Here is a 16,772-nt window from a genome sequence, read left to right on the forward strand (position 1 = left end):
AGTTGCCCCGCACTGCCCAGCGCCTCATAATGCGTTTGAAATGGTGGTCGGATTGAATTCACCGGGGCTACAAGTCAGGGGGAGAAATCGTGAAGGACTGGTCAGAAAGTGATATCCAAGCACTCAAATCGCAACAAGCCAAAGATTTAGCGATTGAATTCTTGCAGCAACTTCATGCCAAACAGCAGGGACCACATCTGGGCATGGGACTTCATGTTTAACAAGACCAGCGGCGGCAGCCAGTTGAAGTGGCTAAGTATCGTGGACGAGTACTCGCGAGAATGTCTCGCGTTGAAGTGCGGCCGTAGCATCACCAGCGAGGATGTGATCGATACGCTGGCGGAGTTGTTCGCGATGCGTGGCGTTCCGCAGCACATCCCTAGTGACAATGGACCAGAGTTCACGGCCCAGGCAATTCAGCGTTGGCTGAAGCAGCTTGAGATCGAAGCGTTGTACATCGAGCAAGGCAGTCCGTGGGAAAATGGCTATGCCGAGAGTTTCCACAGCCGCCTGCGAGATGAGTTTCTCGCGTTGGAAGAGTTTGAGAGTTTGGCCGCAGCACGGCAGCTGACCACGGCATGGAAGGACGATTACAACCATCATCGGCCACATGGCTCACTGGGGTACGTTGCCCCAGCGGAGTACGCGGCCCGCTTGGCAGCTTCCGTTCGGACTTCGGCTACGCCTCAGTCCTCAATCCAGCTGGCACGGGTGAAATAGGCATGTTTTTTTGCGGAACTCATGGCTTAATACCAGCTGTTGGTGAGTATCATAACTCATTGAGCCTCAATCATTCCTAGTAATGTCTATGCAGCATGAACCAAGTACTACCATCACGATTGGTCTTGCTTCTGGCTCTCCTACTCGCTGAGCAGGCGATAGGGAGTGAGCTTGTCACCATGACCGATTGGGGGTCTGCAACTCTACAAGATGGCGTCTACGGCAATTTTTCTGGGATCTACAATCCCCGAACCACTTATTCCTACGACAGGGAAGTCTTTGATAGAGACCCGTTGAGAAATCGAATCGACTGGGCCTTCACTGTCCAAACTCCTGAGTACCAGCGGATGGAGTGGAATTTCGATGCCTACAGCACATTTTCTCCTGAAAGAACACTCACTGATCGGTTTGGCAATACAACCACCTATCCTGCTCATTACGATTCCACAGAGCTGACTGCTGAGATCCCACTCGGTTTCAATGAGCCTGTGTATGTACGTGTCTCTTTGGAAGCCGCAGGAATTCGTGGAGTTGAGCGGTTGTCCGTCAACTACTTCGGAAGGTCTTTCACCTACGAGGCATCTCCCGCTACGCAAGAACTACTACCCTCGACCACTTTGATTCCAGACGGCACAACGACTGATCCACTAGACGTGCATAATTTTGTTGACTGGTTCGAAACTTCTGAGGATGGCGTGATCAATGTGGAACTTGAATCCGCCTATACCGAGGACGGAACTTTCCTTGATGGCGAGCTACGCCTAATGTTCGATTTTGCGCAAGCCATCTCCTGGCAGGGCGACTATAATTTCGACGCGTTAATTAACGGCAGCGACTTTCTAGAGTGGCAGCTACGCGATAGTAACACTACGGCACTACAACTATGGCAAACTAATTATGGAATCTTGGGGCCGCCGTCTGGCGGTGGTCCGGCGGCCGCTATGCTCGTACATCAACGGTCTGTGCCTGAGCCATCACAGATGGGGTTACTCGCCTTAGCTGCCTTGCAGCTTATCTTTCCGAGAGCTAAGAGACGCAACCTTTTTTTCTAGGGTAGATTCTAGTTTCGGGAATCTCCCTTAAGTACCAAATCTCCGCGGCTCGTTGCTAGCAAAGCAAGTATCGCGGCAGTGAGGCAGTTGCATTAAAGTGCTATTCGCACGTTCACTACTTTTTTCGTGTTCCGACGTAGCATATTTCGCCGAACTATTGGGAATATGTCGCTTTCCCCCCTTAGCCCGGTTACTGATTATCAGTCGATGCTCAATCGCATCTTTTGGTTCACTTCAGGCGCTGCGCTAGCGGCGGTTTGGTTGTTGCGTACGAATCTGCCTTGGCTTGATGTGGCTTTGAAACAGGTAGATTTTTCGTTGGAGTTCGGTGGCGACAAAATTTTGCCGGTGCCAGGGGGTTACCTGCTGCCGGCGCTTGCCGTTGGACTGTGCTCGCGAATCTTCCGCATCCATGGCAAATTGGCAGATTGGCTAGGCATTCGCGAACGGTTTGACTTGGATGTGATCATAGGCGAATTGGCTCATCGCACAGGTGTTGAACTCGAAGGATATTCAGACGAGCAACTAGTTTCTCATCGGCACGATCTCATGCGCGGCGCTTTCTATCCGTTCGTGAGTGGGCGCGATCCACAGATAGACGAGACGCTCATTTACCGAGCTCGCGATCTCTGGTCGTGGCTATGGATTGGACTGGAAGCGACGACCATTTTCGTTGCCACGGGCATGATGCTCGTTGCCACGGGTGCCCAGCAGCCAGGAATCACCGTGATGCTCACGACACTAGCGTTTGCTGCGGTAGGCCTACCGGCAGTGAGAAATGAATGCCGACGTCACGCTGTTGCTCAGGTGAGGGAGATTGTGCGCGATCCTGTGCGAGCGGAACTAGTACGACTGGCATTTCATGCGACGCTGTCTCAGCCGTTTGCCGCTAGGTTAGCCGCGTAGGGTCCGCTGTGAGCTTGTGAATTATTCAGCTACCTACTCGGCAGCTAAGAATTTAGAATCGGTGACTGCTTTGATTCTAACATGCTTTACGATGGAGGTTCTTGATGGAACGTACCACACAGACCGGCACGGCCCGTTTTCAGCGTGCTGAGCGACGACAGATCGAGTTTCGCCCGCTCGCACTCGATCAATTGCTTGCTGAAGATCACGCAGCGCGACTGATTTGGGCCTACGTGGAAGGACTCGACCTGACGCTCTTGTATCAGAAGATTAAGGCGGTGGATGGGAATGCTGGTCGCAATCCGATCGATCCAAAGATTCTCCTCTCGTTGTGGCTCTTCGCCACCGTCGAGGGAGTCACCTCCGCTCGTCGACTCGCTAAGCTCTGCCAAGAACACTTGGCTTACCTGTGGATCTGTGGCGAAGTGAGCGTGAATTACCATACGCTGAGCGACTTTCGCACCCAACACCATGAGTTTCTCGACGACCTGCTCACTCAAAGCGTGGCCACGCTGCTGCACCAGGGACTCATTGAACTCAACAGCCTGGCCCAAGACGGGATGCGTGTTCGCGCATCGGCCAGTTCGAGTTCCTTCCGCAGGAAGCCCACCCTCGATGAATGCCTCGCCCAGGCGGAGCAACATCTGGAAACACTTCAGAGGGAGAGCGAAGAAGATGTCGGGGTTGAGAACCGTCGTGAACAGGCAGCACGGGTGCGTGCGGCTCGTGAGCGGCAGGAGCGTATTGAAGCGGCTTTAGAAGAGCGTGAAACGCTCGTTCCGAAAATGGAGCGTCGTAAGAAGGGTTCTGGTAGCGAAGCACGCGCTTCGACCACCGACCCCGAAGCACGCAAGATGAAGATGGCCGATGGGGGCTTTCGTCCGGCCTATAACGTACAGTTTGCGACGACCGATACGCTGGTGATTGCTGGTGTGGAGGTGGTCAATGCGGGGACTGACGGCGGTCAGATGAAGCCGATGATTGATCAACTTGAGCGGCGCTACCAGCAGGCTCCCGAGCAGTACCTGGCCGATGGGGGCTTCGTGAAGCTGGACGACATTACTGCCCTTGAGCAGGCGGGGGTCGAAGCGTATCTGCCGATCATGGAGCAAACACGTAAGGAGTCCAAGGGGATCGACCCGTTTGCTCCGGTGAAAGGCGATAGCGAAGAGGTCAAGCGGTGGCGTGCCCGGATGGGCACTTCCACAGCGAAAGAGATCTATCAGCAGCGCAGTGCGACTGCTGAGTTCCCCAACGCCGGCTGTCGGAATCGGGGGCTGGGTCAGTTCCCGGTTCGAGGGTTGCTGAAAGCCAGAGCGATCTGTTTATGGCAGGCACTAGCGCACAACTTCCAGAGAACACTTGATTTACGGCGGCAAGCGACCGGGTAAGCTTGTGATGATCAGGCAAGGATGCCAACGCCATCGGGTCGTCAGCATCCCAAGCAACTTTAGCAAACAGGGGTGTTTAACAACGACACAACCAACCTTTCAAGAAAGCCCCCCCCGAGCACTAGGACCTCAGGCCCGGTTGAGAAAAATTCACGGCCTCTGTGCGGACCATCTGCTTCACGCAAAGCAAAACGTTGCTTTATGGCTCTCCAGAGCTCTTGGTCCGCACAGCGGACCCTACTTACCTATTGCAGCTAAAAACTCCTGTCGCTTCCCATCGACCATTTTCGTGTAGCGGTGATACAACCGCCCATCGGCAGGCGTCGGAGTGGCGAAGGCTTCATCGCCGAGCTGGTTTTCGCCAAGAGATTGAAACTCTTCTGGGTTGGCCTCGTACACGAAAATCGTACCCTTTTCGCTCGCAACGTAAATCTCGCTGCCAACAAGAACCGGCGAAGAACTGAAGCTACCACCGATACGCTGCTTCCACATTTGCTCGCCATCTCTGGCTCGCCAGCAGTAGGCGACTCCGCGATCCGTCACCGCGTAAAGATAGCCATCGGCGAGGAGTAGCGATTGCTCGTAGCACCTCGCCTGATTCTTCCAAACAATCTTGTGCTCGCCGCTCATTTCGACAGCTAAAGTAAACGTTTCAGGAAACCCGCCGCTAGCGAATGCTAGGCCAAGCCCTTCGTCCCAGACCATGGTGCCACAAGTAGCGTAGGTAGTGCCGGGCGTGCTCCACAACTCTTCACCTGAGGAGGGCTCGTACGCTGCGATCTGCTGATTGCCACTGAGCATCAATTGCAGCTTCCCGCCTGTCTGGACGCGGGCTACAGATGAGTAAGAAAGTGATTCGGGCCGGGGTGTTTTCCAACGCTGCTCTCCACTGGCACAATCAAACGCCACGAGACCGCTCTCTGGGCCATCGTACTCGCTGGTTACGATAACGAGCCCGTCGGCCACAACCGGCGAAGAACCAAACCCGAACTTGAACCGCTGCGGGTCGAACTCGAGGGCTCGTTTTTGCCAAATTTGCTGACCCTCTAGAGTGAATGCTGTGATCCATGCCGCGTTGTTGTTATGAAAGAGCGCAAACACACGTTTGCCGTCGGATGCCACGGTTGGACTGGCGTTGGTGTTATTCGGGTGGACGTTCTGGGAAAGCCCACCCTCGTGAACTACTGGCTGGGCGAGGAGCTCGCCGGTTTGCCGATCAAAGATCAACAGCGATTGCGTGCCCGCCGCATCGTCGGCCGTCGTTAAGTAGATGCGATTTCCAACCAGAGTAGGAGAGGAGTGCCCCCGCCCCAGCACAGGTGTCTTCCAAGCCAGCCCTTCCGATTCGCTCCACTGGTTAGGAGCTGTCGCTCCTGCGGCCGCGTGATTATCGCCTGTGGGCCCCCGCCATTGGGGCCAATCTTCGGCTGCTAGCTGACTTCCCAACGTGATAAAAACCGCAACAAAGTAAGCTGGTAGAAGTCGCATTAGTCTTTCGCCGAAGGGGTGTACCGCCGTTTTATACCGTTTCCTTTCCCTCGGATAGTATCGTGGTTCGCCGCAAGAATGGCTGCACGAGTGCCGAGAAACTGCTATCACCCGGGGCGATTGACCTTGAAGGGTGCCGGAATATTGTCTCGAATCCTTCGACCCTGAGCCTCGCTACGGTTTGTCGTGTGAGCTCCTATCCATGTCCCCGGCTACAAGGCACCATGTTCTTAAACGCTCCATTTCAGTTTCTCTCCACCACTTCCTGTCGCAAGCTGGTTGTTGCGGCGTGCGCTGCTTACTCTTTCACATGCCTAACTCCGACCATATCGTGCCTCGGGGCAGAGCCAGATTCGCCACAAGTATTGCCAGCGAAAACAGAGGCAAAGCCTGAAGTGAAGCCCGAGGCCGAAGCCGCTCCCAAGAAGCAAAAGCAGGTGATAGGCGCCATCGCAAAGGTAGAAGAGAAGCAAAGCGATCTGACCTTCACCGCCCGCGTCGACACTGGGGCTACCACGTCCTCAATACACGTCGAGCAGTGGAACATTGCCGACAGCGCAGAAAAGATGACCAAGAATCTTGGCAAGAAGATCCGCTTCCAAATCAAGAATGGCGACGGCGATAGAAAATGGCTCGAACGGAAAATCGAAGCCATCTCCGTAGTAAAGACTTCGGAGCGCGAAGAAATGCGTTATAAGGTACCGGTCACGCTTACCTGCAACGGAGTGAAGAAGCGAGTGCTCGTATCGCTGAACGACCGCTCCCACATGAAGTTTCCCGTACTCCTGGGACGCAACTACCTGGAAGGCGACTTCCTAGTGGATGTTGAGCTGAGCAAAGAGTAATGCGTAGCTGCTCAAGCGGTGTAAAAGCACTTTCTGAATGTGCACACTGCCTGCGATCTTCTAGCTGACCCCCGAGTACACGGTCTTTGATGGACTGTGAACTTAGGTAATTCACGTCGTGATTTCTCAATATCACGGTCGTGCGTCACATACTGGAAAGTTCGATATTTTCGTTCGTAATCTCCGATGCGAATAGTACGGCCGTATCACTCGGTCTTGTTGCGTTCGTTCAGTCCGACGATGAGGTCTGGTTTGTGAATGCTCGCTTGTAACGACCCTGCGTTCGTTTCTTGGAGATTGTATCGATGAAAGCCAGCAAATTCACTCAATTTAAACGCGTGTTAGCTCCGCTGACTCTTTCCGCAGTACTGGCAACGCCAGTGGCAGCTCAGCAAGCGTTTTCTTTCGTAGAGGCAGAGCCTGCCGCTGAGCCGACACTAGCAGACACAAGTCCTGCAGAGATTTCATTCAGTCCTAGTACTATTGAAGATGACTTTGAAAATGCATCGGCGGGCGGAGAGACGGAGACATTTATTGAACGTTATCCCGACGGCAAGCCTCATATTGAACGTGAAGTGACTCTCGATCCACAGGGCAACTATATCAACCACGGACAGTGGAAGATGCTCAATCACGAAGGTGCCGTGGTCGCAGAAGGCCGCTACGAGATGGGCCAGCGCGTTGGTGTTTGGTCGCGGTGGCAAGACCGCAAGTCCTCGCCTGCGTTTAGCCAATCACCTTACAATCGCTTCAAGGCGCCGTTTCTTTCGCAGGCGACTTTCACCAACGGGCAGCTCGACGGCGAGTGGTTGATCTTTGATTCCAACCAAAGTAAATGCAGCCAGATCTCAATCAGCAACGGCCAGCGCCATGGCATGGCCGTGCTGTGGGACGCAAGCGGCAAAGTAATCCGAGAAACGCAATACAAGCAGGGTGTTCCCGTGGGCGATGTTATTCAGCTTGATCAACAAACTGGCCAGCCAAAGAAAGTAGCCACCTACCTAGACGGGCGGCAGATCGTGTCGAAGAACACCAACTTCGCACGCCGCGGTGGCAAAAAAACGGAAGCCCAGTACCTAGCACCCCGAACCGTCGTGACCACACCAGACAGTTTCTGGGACATGGAGTTCGCTAAGTATGAGAACACAGGCGAACCCCTGCGTCATGGTAAGAGCCGAGCGTGGCACGCGAATGGTCAAATACAACTAGAAGGCCAGTACGAACACGACAAGCGAACCGGTCACTTCACCTACTGGCACCCCAATGGCCAGAAAGCGGCTGAGGGGACGTTCCGCAACGATGTGAACGAAGGCACTTGGGTCTGGTGGCACGAGAACGGACAGAAGGCAGCCATCGGTCACTATGACGGCGGATCACTCATCGGCCAGTGGCGTTGGTGGAAGGAAGACGGCAAACTCGCCAAGCAGAAAACCTACGATACACCTCAGCAAGTCACATCCGCTGACGAGTTGAAGGATCGGGTTGACGTGGGTGCGTTGCCTAGTAACGACTTGCGATTAGTGCGCTAGATTCGTTTAATTTGCCTACGATAGTAGGTAGACTAGAACGGCGAACTTCCAGCGATGGAGAACAAGAGCTTGTCGAGCGATAATCGCTCGACAAGCTTTTCTTATTCAGTTCCTATCTCGGAGCCTGATTCTGGAGCAAGACTCACGTCGCCATCAGTTCGGAAAGCCAATGGCACCTACGACGAAGGATCCGTCACCCTAATTCACTCTTCCTGTTTTTCAAGCACCCAGCGAGTGAGAATTCCCGAGGCGTCCTCGAAATATCTCCAAGAAGCGGCGAAGAAAGTTACGTAGCGATTGTAGGTCTTCACATCCACAATCTTCAGCGCCGCTTCGCGATTCTCCACAAGCCGATCAAACCACGCTCGTAGGGTAGGGCGGTAGTCGTGGACTGAGCAGTGCGCCACGCGAAAACCGGCTTGCTCAAAGGACTCTCGATGATGCCGGAACGGCGCTCCCATCGAACCGGGAAAATATATCTGCGAAGCAGCGGCTCCCGCGATCAGATTATCTTGAGTACGACAGAAGAAATGATGCACCATTCGTCCGTTGGGCTTGAGCGATCCGTAGAGTTTCTCCACGAGTTGGGGAATCTCACCTTGGCGAACATGTTCCCAGGCGCCTATCGAGTAAATCGCATCATACTTATTCGGCTCGTAGTCACGGGTCACAAAGTTGTCGTATTCGACATTGAATCCATTGTGTTGCTCGTTGTAAGCCAGTTGCTCACGAGAGAGGGTAAGCCCATAAAGGTTCTCCTTATCGCCAGTCTCTTCGGCAATACGCTTGAGCATCGGGCCCCAACCACAACCGAGTTCCAAGATTCGCTCGCCCGGCTTGGGATCTATCAAACCTAGTATGTGATCCGCTTTGTGTTGCTGAGCCTCTTCGATCGTTTCGTCCGGGCTGTGAAAGTCGGCACACGTATAGAACATGTACCTGTGATCTAGAAACAGCTCATAAAAGTCATTGGACACGTCATAATGCTCGGCAATGCCCAAGGCATGATCTTGCTTCATTTTTGCACGGACCAACAGCGGGCGCAATGGTGCCAGTGGCCAGGCGGTACGTATCCACCTCAGTCCATAGGGAAGCTCTGTCGTCAACGCCGTCCACGCCTTCTCTTCGTTGAGCGGCTTGGGAGAGCGAATGAGAAATTGCAAGTACGCGTAGGAAATGCCGTAAACAAACCACTCGATGAAGAAAATCGGAACACGCAACATGGAACACTCGGGGGGCCGAAGGCGACTTGAGAATGGCAGTATGGTTCGGGCAACCGCAATGAACAAGTCATCAGTCCAGAGTTTCTAGCGAATTTGATTGCGGAATGAGAAAGAAAATATTTGACGAAGCTATGCCAACATGCAACATTGCATCCACACCCCCCCTCGGGATAGGTCTATCGTAGCTTCAGAGAGCGAGAAACGGATGAGCATGCCCAAGAATGTACTTGGTGAGGAACTCCAACCTTGTTGTGGGGATCCGATGACTGGTTTCTATCGCGACGGCTATTGTCGTACGGGACTCGGCGACGATGGTGTTCATACCGTGTGCATAGAAGCGAATGAAGGATTCCTGGAATTTTCCATGGCCTGCGGCAACGATCTCTCGACGCCTATCCCTGAGTACCAATTCCCGGGATTAGTCGCAGGCGATCGTTGGTGCCTCTGTGCCCAACGTTGGCAGCAGGCGTTCGAGGCGGGCATGGCACCGGCTGTGCTGCTTGCTTCAACACACATTTCGACACTCGAATTCGTCGATCTAGAAAACCTGGAAGCACACGCCCTGGACGCTGAGAGACGTTCTTAGCACGACAAACGTGACATTCTTGTGAGAAGTAGCCCGCGCGAACTACGCCCCATGCTACATGCCCTGGGTACTTCACACTGAAGGTGGAAAAACCCACCTCGGCTTGAAAATGCCGGAGAGTGGAGATCATGGGGCCGCTACGTATAGTGATCCACAGGGAGAGCTGTTTAAGCTGCCCGACGGAGAGATCGAAATGCGAGCACCCTCAGATGTCTCGGTCATGCCAGCAGGTCTGGAAAAAACTCTGTCCGTTGAAGATTTCCGCGACTTGCTGGCGTTTTTATCTGGCGAATCGAATACTTCTGAATAACCCATTTAGACGCTGAGCTTGCTCTCCGCTGGTACCAATCCTCGAACTAATGGCAGAGCGAGCTCAGCCGCTAAATTCGACTCGCCCGTTGAGAGATTATCGCTCACGGAATAGAATTCTTCTTTAGGCGTTGCAAGTTCCCCCCTGCCTCCCACTCTCCACGTCTGGCTTCCCCCCCCGAATGAGCGAATTGCACCACGAATGTGGCGTTGCGGCGATCTATCACTTAGGTACTCAGCAGCAAGACGGACCCGTCAGCGACCTTAGCCCTCCGCAGGGGCCGGCCGAGATCTCTCGGCTAATGCCGCGTATGTTGCTGGATATTCAAAATCGCGGGCAACTTTCGGCAGGTATGACGACTTACAATCCGGCTCGTCAGCAGTTGATCGATACCCATCGTAAGCTGGGCACGGTGAGCGAGGCGTTTAGGTTGAATCACCGCGGCAAGTGCGAAAGCCTCATGCAACAGTATGCCGGCTGTGCGGCCATCGGTCACGTTCGCTACGCCACCTGCGGGAAAGAGGACGAGAGCTACGCCCAGCCGTTCGAGCGCCATCACCTGCAGAAGCACAAATGGTTTAGCTTCGCTTTCAACGGACAATTGGCCAATTACGCTCAGCTGCGCGATAAGCTACTCGCCGAAGATGATCATCACCTCGCGCGTGCGACGGATACAGAGATCATCATGCACGAGATCAGCCGCGAATTATCTGGTGATCGCCGTATGCCGCTGATCGACGTGATGCGTCACTTGGCCACTCGTTTCGATGGAGCTTACAGTTTGGCGCTTCTCAACGCGCAAGGCCAGATGCTCATCGCTCGCGATCCACTGGGCGTGAAACCGATGTGCTACGCAATTGAGGGGTCGTTGCTGGCTGCTGCGAGTGAAAGCGTGGCGTTACTAAACCTTGGCTTTCAGGCGGAGTCGATCAAGTCGCTGGAGCCTGGCACAGCCATTGTAGTGAACGGGAATGAGAAGTCTGGCAAAGAAATAACCATCGAGCGATTCAGCGACAACCCACGTCGTGCGCATTGCTTTTTTGAGTGGATCTATTTTGCCAATGTCGCCAGTAACATGGACGGACGCAGTGTGTATTTGTCTCGCAAGGCACTTGGCGAGGAGCTCGCCTTGCTAGAAGACGTGCCCAGAGACGAGGACACCATCGTAGTACCCGTGCCGGACACCAGCAAAGCGGCGGCCGACGCGATGGCCTACAAGCTGGGGATACCGAGCATCGAGGGGCTCATCCGCAATCGCTATTCGGGGCGGACCTTTATCGAGGGGGGGGCAAACCGCAAGGCGAAGGCCGCGATTAAATACACACCGCTCCCTGAGGTACTAGCCGGCAAACGCGTGCTATTGGTTGAAGACTCGATCGTACGCTCTACAACCATGCGAGTCCTCATTTCCAAGATCCGCGAAGTGGGCCGGGCCAAGGAAATCCACGTGCGCGTGGCCTGTCCGCCGATCACCGCCCCCTGCTTCTACGGCATCGACATGTCCACGATCAGCGAGCTTTTTGCGCCAGCCTTTCTACCCGTAGGGAATGATCATTTAGCCGAAGGAAAAGACCGCGAGGCGATGTTCGCGGAAATGGCTGAAGAACTGGGGGCAGATTCTGTTCGTTTCCTCCCCGTGGAATCAATTGCGCGAGCTATTGAGAAACCAGTGGACAGTCTTTGCCAAGCTTGCCTCACCGGGGAGTACCCCACGGCTTGGGGTCAAAAGCTGTACGACATTGCTTTGACTGCTGAGAAATCGAGCGACGATGATTCAACACGCACTTATGAAGTAGCGACGACTTAATCCCTTCTCCCGTTCTCCGGCGAGCCGTTGGCTCGCGGCTACTTTGCGAACCGAGAATTGAAGAATAGCCGCGGGCCAACGGCCCGCCGGTGCCCCTTCGCAAACGCCTACCTCTTCACGAACTCAGCCCGATAAACAGGCTCGTCATTGAGCCGCGTGCGTCGCTCGAAGTGCGTGCGATAGTCGAGATCGTGCTCTGCTGGTTTTTCGTTAACATCAACCGGCCCCTCCAGCGCTATCTTCTCCGCGATGAGTTCAAGTGTGGCGTCGAAATACCTCTGAACATCGGTCCAAAAGTGTAAACGCCCGTCGGGCAGCAGCGTGCGTACAATATCGTTGAGAAACGCCTCGTTGAGTATGCGACGTTTGCGATGACGAGTTTTCCACCACGGATCGGGGAAGTAAACGTGCACCGCCGCCAGGGACGCACTGGGGATGCACTCGCGAAACATGCGCAAGCCATCGCCATACACCGCCATGCCGTTCGTCCGACTCCCGCGAGCCAGCCGGGCGGCAGCGTGTAGGGCATATTTTTGCCTCACCTCGACACCTAGGAAATTGTGCTCGGGGCACACCCCTGAGGCCGTCTGCAAGAAGAGCCCCTTGCCGCTGCCCATCTCTACTTCTAGGGGCTGCTCTTTGGCGAATAACTCAGCAGGGTTCCACGGTGCTGGCAGCTCCTCCACGGTACGGAAGTGCCCAGAGAGGTCGATCTTGGGATCAAGTTTTTTGAGCGCACGGCGACCCATGAATCAATACTCTTTTAATGTCGCAATACTTACTACAAGCCCGCAGCGCAAGCGAGTGAATTGAAAAACTCTGACTCGCTCGCTTGCGATTCGGGCTGGTACCATTGACTAGAGACTATCAACTGGCAGCGGGATTCCGCTCAGCTCACCGTCGCATTTGAGATCCGTACCCACGAAACACTGGAAGCGACAAGTGATCATGCGACCGCGACGCAACTTCAGTTTCTCGCACATCACGAGCAGGCGATCCCCTGGACGGACAAGTCCGCGAAACCGCACCTTATCCAATCCGCCGAAGCCCACCATCACCGCGCCTAGCAAGTCGTGCCGCTGCGTGTGAAAGGAGCAAACTTGCGCCGCCGCTTCGCACATTACTACGCCGGGCATCAGAGGCATTCCGGGCATATGCCCAGCGACCCAAAATTCATTCGGCGTTAAATCGCGATAGCCGGCACAGATGCCGCGCTCCGGGTCATCGACCACGATGGCCGAAAGCTGCTCCATGTCGCCGCGTTGCGGATTGTGCGAGCGAATCTCGTCGATATCAGCAACGATGGTTTCGTAGTCGATCTCAGCAGGATCGAGAATTGCGTCACGAACTGGCACTACCGAGAGAACTCCCAACAACTAAAACCGATTCTGCGGGGAAGGCAACGGCTCAGGTCTTCACCTTCTGGCGACGACTCTTACGTGGGCGGCTGCAAGCTGGGCGCTTGCCGTGGTTCGCTTTTTTGACTTTTCGTCCTGGCTTAGCCATGGGACACTCTCCTCTGGATATGGACTTAGTACTGAATTGGTCGCGTAAGTGTACCAGTTGAGACGTTCTGGGGAAAGCGGCGGTGAAGCTGGGTAGAGCCCCCCATTCATTTCAGCCCGACAGCCATCTCAGCGGCGGAGGAATCGGCCCGACCTCATAACCGACGCTGATTTCTCGGTCGCCGGCCCTTGGCTGAAATGACAAGACTTGCCTCTATTTCCCCTTCAAATCCCAGGCATCGAGCCATTCGATGGATATGGGGACCATCTTAAAACGCTTCTCCATGCGATCGTGCATGTCCGAAAGGTGCCCGGCACCGTAGAAAATGGCCAGTCGCTGCTTGCCTTCAGCCAGTTGCTTTTCCAAGACATCCAACGCGCGGATGTTTCGCTCCGTGATAATCGTCGAGCCATCAGGGCCAGCGAAGCCCATCATTACGGTTTCCATCCCTTCAAACTGCTTAGCCATGGCGATCTTCAGCTTGCGAGGCCGGTCTTTGGAGAAAAAAGCGGCAAATAGTTCGGCATCCGTCGACTGTCCTTGAGCCGCTTGCTGGCTTTGCTGCGCTAACGATGCACCCATCATTTTGGTGAACATGGTTAAAAAGCTCTCGTCGCGGCTCGCCATCTTTTGGCTGAATTCGGTGGGCGAAAAGTCGGCATGTACGAAATTCGGCTTCGTGTAATCGATCTGCTCCAGCTGATGCTCAACGAGCAGCATGTTCTTCATGCCATTTTGGACGGCACCCAGCGGGTGGGCACTGGAAGTGCCTCGCCCCTTCTGCACGACAGTTCCTTTGGGAGCCACCAACTCGTACAGCACGCTATCGTACTCTTCAAATCGCTTGTTGAGGGCGTCGTAGTAGCTCTGATCCCCGATGTGGACTGCCCCAACCAAATCCACGAAGCGAGACGGCTTGGCACCTTCCTTCTCGTCTGCAGGGATGTAACGCACGATGGCCGTCTGCATCGCTAGCGGCTTGCCAGCTTTGTCCTCTAGCAACCGGACCCACTGATCGCCCAGCTTAGGAGCCTCTTCGGAAGACTCAACCTTCGCCCCCGTGGCTTTCACCGCGGCCGGGGGCTGTGAATGAGCCTGCTTGGCAAACAGGCCTGTGGCAGCAAGCACCGCCACCAGTAATCGCACGGCCAGTCGAAAGGAAGCAAGACGCCTCAAGAGGTGGAAATAGTAGCTGCGGTTCTCTCTACCCATCAGATGGGGTCCTTCAAACGGGGGACATTGGTGACGCTAGCGAAAGTATATCTTCAGCAAGCACTGGGGACAAATCGATGTAGGGTCCTCTGTGCGGACCAATGGGACCCGCAAAAACATCGGAGTGCGGGCTCAATTTCTAGCGCGGAACCATTTGAACTCATCAGTCCCCACAGTTTGAACCAACTGGTCCGCTACTAGCCGCGTTTCAATAGTGCCCCCCCGAACAAGATGCTAGCACCCATCGAACATTAAAACCGTTAATTTCGTCAGAGTTTACCACTCTTTCTCAACCGGAGCTTCCGAAGGGGACGATACTACCGGCACAGATGATCTCTTTTTCCTTATGGAATCGTCCATCAGGGGAGCGGGAACCGACCATTGTTTCGCGGTGCAAAAGCCGCGTCCACGAGGGGAAGCACGAATCTTATGACTGCTCGAAACACTAATTTACTCTTGGCCACCACGCTCTTGTTGCTCTCCGCACGGACAGCCACAGCCCAAGTCGAAGACGGCTTTTGCGAACCTGCCTGCTACTCAGACGCGCAGTACTTCGCACCGGTCGACTTCGACTACGACTGCAACCCGATTCGCAAGGATTGCGGTTACACCTTCTCCTACGATCGCATCGCGTGGTACGGAACGGGCGAACGGCATCCACTGGGGCTACAAGGGGGCCAAGCCGACGGTTCATTTAATCCGTTCCGAATCTTCGAGACGGGCCAGCAAGTGGTGCCTATCGACCCGGCCGATCCGGATAGCGACTTGGTATTGATCCCGGGCACCGTCGTCGATATTCCTACCCCGTTCCGACCTAACGGAATCATGAATGCGGCCCCACGAGCAGAAATGGGTTATGGTCACCGCTACGAGCTGGGCTACTTCAGCGGCGATGCGGGTTGGTTGGTCGGGATACTCGATGGGCCTGATATCTTATCAGCTCAGGACTTTGGTTTCGGCTACACTCCCCAGGACAACACGAATGCAGGAGATTTGGGATTACCAAGCGACATCCCCAACAATCCGAATAACCAATTGCTCAGCCCCTTCGGTTCGGTCCATATTGTATTCGAAGACCCGGACGACCTGATGCTGGGCTTCATCGACGTGTACGATGCCCTGAGCTTTGGTAACCAGCCTGGCAATATTCTCGCAGCTGATACGGACGGCGATGGTGTTCTCGACGGGGACGGTTTTGCCGACGACATCGACAACGATGGCGTCCACGGTCCAGATGGCTTCGATTCAGAAGAACCCGGTGATGTCCCAGATAGTGTTGGCCCAGGCGTAGCTCCCGACTTCGACGATCTCGTACGCTTGCCGACGTCCTGGCAGTCGGTTCAGGTGCGGAACCGCACTCAAATCGATGGAATCGAGATCATGCGGACCCATCGGCTCAGTAATCGTCACAAGATGGCCAAGAACCAGAACAGCTATATGCAACTTGGCTACGGTGTGCGTTACTACCAACTCGACGACAAATTCCGTGTCGATGGGCAGGGGGGTGTCATGGGCGATAGTTTCTGGGACACCTCGATTGTGAACAACATTGTCGGGCCACAGGTTGCTCTGAACTACAAGGTCCAGAAGAAGCGATTTCTGTTCGACTTCAATGGTCGCTGTCTGCTCGGGTACAACATTCAGAACATGGATCAGACCGTCGGCATGGGCGAAGATCTGATCTACGCCCAGAACAACCACCCATTGAACCTCCACCCCACCTATGCCAACCACGGCAAACAGGAAGAAGACTTCTCGCCGGTGGTAGAAATTAGGGCCAACGCCAGCTACCAAGTCACCGGGGCCATCGCCCTGCGACTCGGCTACACGGGCACCTTTGTGGACAACATCCGCCGGGCATCGCAACACGTTCGCTACCGCCTACCCGACATGGGTTTCCGAGAAGGCGCCGGCACGCAAGACATATTCATAAACGGTGTGAACGTGGGGGTCGAAGCGGTTTACTAGGGGGTAGCGGTTATTAACACTCAATTGACGGGCCTCGTTCAACTCAGTTGAGCGAGGCCATTTTTCATTACCACTGAACGGTGTTCTATTCGAGAGAGCCAAAGGACAGTGCCCGAAGAATTGGCAAAATTGATATGCCGTGAACCAAAAGCTTCTGTTTCCCCAGTCGGCGATCTTTGCCCCGGTTGCCTAGCCTCACCTCTAGTTGATAATGGAAAAACCAAGGGGT

At 54.6% G+C, this 16,772-nt stretch carries 17 protein-coding genes; 11 read left to right on the forward strand and 6 right to left on the reverse strand.

All coding sequences use genetic code 11. The annotated features are described in order from the left end of the window. The first annotated feature begins 89 nt into the window (after positions 1 to 89). The 5 genes from HG15A2_RS24855 (at position 90) to HG15A2_RS15655 (ending at position 4,069) form a co-directional block, all read left to right on the forward strand. Complete coding sequence (locus HG15A2_RS24855) at positions 90 to 221, forward strand: hypothetical protein (RefSeq protein WP_261342132.1); 132 nt, start codon at positions 90 to 92, stop codon at positions 219 to 221. Then, the gene (locus HG15A2_RS15640; protein WP_246117754.1) at positions 214 to 720 is read left to right on the forward strand and encodes an integrase core domain-containing protein; all 507 of its coding nucleotides are present in this window, start codon (positions 214 to 216) and stop codon (positions 718 to 720) included. The genes HG15A2_RS24855 and HG15A2_RS15640 overlap by 8 nt, the downstream gene beginning before the upstream one ends. Positions 721 to 815: 95 nt before the next feature. Further along, positions 816 to 1,772, forward strand: coding sequence for a hypothetical protein (locus tag HG15A2_RS15645; RefSeq protein ID WP_145061132.1), 957 nt, complete (start codon positions 816 to 818; stop codon positions 1,770 to 1,772). Positions 1,773 to 1,937: 165 nt separating this feature from the next. Next, the gene (locus HG15A2_RS15650; protein ID WP_145061134.1) at positions 1,938 to 2,678 is read left to right on the forward strand and encodes a hypothetical protein; all 741 of its coding nucleotides are present in this window, start codon (positions 1,938 to 1,940) and stop codon (positions 2,676 to 2,678) included. Between the two features lie 104 nt (positions 2,679 to 2,782). Beyond that, the gene (locus tag HG15A2_RS15655) at positions 2,783 to 4,069 is read left to right on the forward strand and encodes an IS1182 family transposase (protein ID WP_145061136.1); all 1,287 of its coding nucleotides are present in this window, start codon (positions 2,783 to 2,785) and stop codon (positions 4,067 to 4,069) included. Positions 4,070 to 4,306: 237 nt separating this feature from the next. Here the strand turns inward: HG15A2_RS15655 and HG15A2_RS15660 are convergent, their stop codons facing one another. Then, entirely contained in the window at positions 4,307 to 5,557 is a 1,251-nt protein-coding gene (locus tag HG15A2_RS15660; protein ID WP_145061138.1) for an outer membrane protein assembly factor BamB family protein, read from the reverse strand. A 62-nt stretch (positions 5,558 to 5,619) separates the two neighbouring features. Here HG15A2_RS15660 and HG15A2_RS15665 point away from each other — a divergent pair, with 62 nt between their 5' ends. Beyond that, a complete protein-coding gene (locus HG15A2_RS15665; protein ID WP_145061140.1) occupies positions 5,620 to 6,402 on the forward strand; it encodes an ATP-dependent zinc protease family protein in 783 nt (260 codons plus the stop codon). Positions 6,403 to 6,707: 305 nt separating this feature from the next. Beyond that, positions 6,708 to 7,931 (forward strand): toxin-antitoxin system YwqK family antitoxin, encoded by a 1,224-nt coding sequence (locus tag HG15A2_RS15670; protein WP_145061141.1) that lies wholly within the window; start codon positions 6,708 to 6,710, stop codon positions 7,929 to 7,931. Positions 7,932 to 8,134: 203 nt separating this feature from the next. Here HG15A2_RS15670 and HG15A2_RS15675 read toward each other — a convergent pair whose 3' ends face one another. Next, positions 8,135 to 9,154: a class I SAM-dependent methyltransferase gene (locus HG15A2_RS15675; RefSeq protein ID WP_145061143.1), complete on the reverse strand. Its 1,020-nt coding sequence runs from the start codon at positions 9,152 to 9,154 to the stop codon at positions 8,135 to 8,137. A 205-nt stretch (positions 9,155 to 9,359) separates the two neighbouring features. Between HG15A2_RS15675 and HG15A2_RS15680 the strand changes: the two genes are divergently transcribed. The 3 genes from HG15A2_RS15680 to HG15A2_RS15690 all read left to right on the forward strand — a co-directional run bounded on the left by HG15A2_RS15680 (position 9,360) and on the right by HG15A2_RS15690 (position 11,857). Further along, entirely contained in the window at positions 9,360 to 9,740 is a 381-nt protein-coding gene (locus tag HG15A2_RS15680; RefSeq protein ID WP_145061145.1) for a DUF2237 family protein, read from the forward strand. Between the two features lie 58 nt (positions 9,741 to 9,798). Next, positions 9,799 to 10,050: a hypothetical protein gene (locus HG15A2_RS15685; RefSeq protein WP_145061147.1), complete on the forward strand. Its 252-nt coding sequence runs from the start codon at positions 9,799 to 9,801 to the stop codon at positions 10,048 to 10,050. Between the two features lie 181 nt (positions 10,051 to 10,231). After that, a complete protein-coding gene (locus HG15A2_RS15690) occupies positions 10,232 to 11,857 on the forward strand; it encodes an amidophosphoribosyltransferase (RefSeq protein WP_145061149.1) in 1,626 nt (541 codons plus the stop codon). Positions 11,858 to 11,964: 107 nt separating this feature from the next. Here the strand turns inward: HG15A2_RS15690 and trmB are convergent, their stop codons facing one another. From trmB to HG15A2_RS15705, 4 genes are all read right to left on the reverse strand, one after another. Continuing rightward, positions 11,965 to 12,606, reverse strand: coding sequence for a tRNA (guanosine(46)-N7)-methyltransferase TrmB (trmB, locus tag HG15A2_RS15695; RefSeq protein ID WP_145061152.1), 642 nt, complete (start codon positions 12,604 to 12,606; stop codon positions 11,965 to 11,967). Between the two features lie 108 nt (positions 12,607 to 12,714). Continuing rightward, complete coding sequence (locus tag HG15A2_RS15700; protein ID WP_145061154.1) at positions 12,715 to 13,212, reverse strand: 3-hydroxyacyl-ACP dehydratase FabZ family protein; 498 nt, start codon at positions 13,210 to 13,212, stop codon at positions 12,715 to 12,717. A 52-nt stretch (positions 13,213 to 13,264) separates the two neighbouring features. Beyond that, a complete protein-coding gene (locus tag HG15A2_RS25160; protein ID WP_391483901.1) occupies positions 13,265 to 13,363 on the reverse strand; it encodes a 50S ribosomal protein bL37 in 99 nt (32 codons plus the stop codon). 213 nt (positions 13,364 to 13,576) lie between these two features. After that, positions 13,577 to 14,575, reverse strand: a complete 999-nt coding sequence (locus HG15A2_RS15705) for a hypothetical protein (protein ID WP_145061156.1) — start codon at positions 14,573 to 14,575, stop codon at positions 13,577 to 13,579. A gap of 429 nt (positions 14,576 to 15,004) precedes the next feature. On the opposite strand from HG15A2_RS15705, the gene HG15A2_RS15710 reads away from it, so the two are divergent. Beyond that, entirely contained in the window at positions 15,005 to 16,543 is a 1,539-nt protein-coding gene (locus HG15A2_RS15710; RefSeq protein WP_145061158.1) for a BBP7 family outer membrane beta-barrel protein, read from the forward strand. Positions 16,544 to 16,772 lie beyond the last annotated feature (229 nt).

Origin of the sequence: Adhaeretor mobilis (genome assembly GCF_007741515.1) — a bacterium.
GTDB lineage: Bacteria > Planctomycetota > Planctomycetia > Pirellulales > Lacipirellulaceae > Adhaeretor > Adhaeretor mobilis.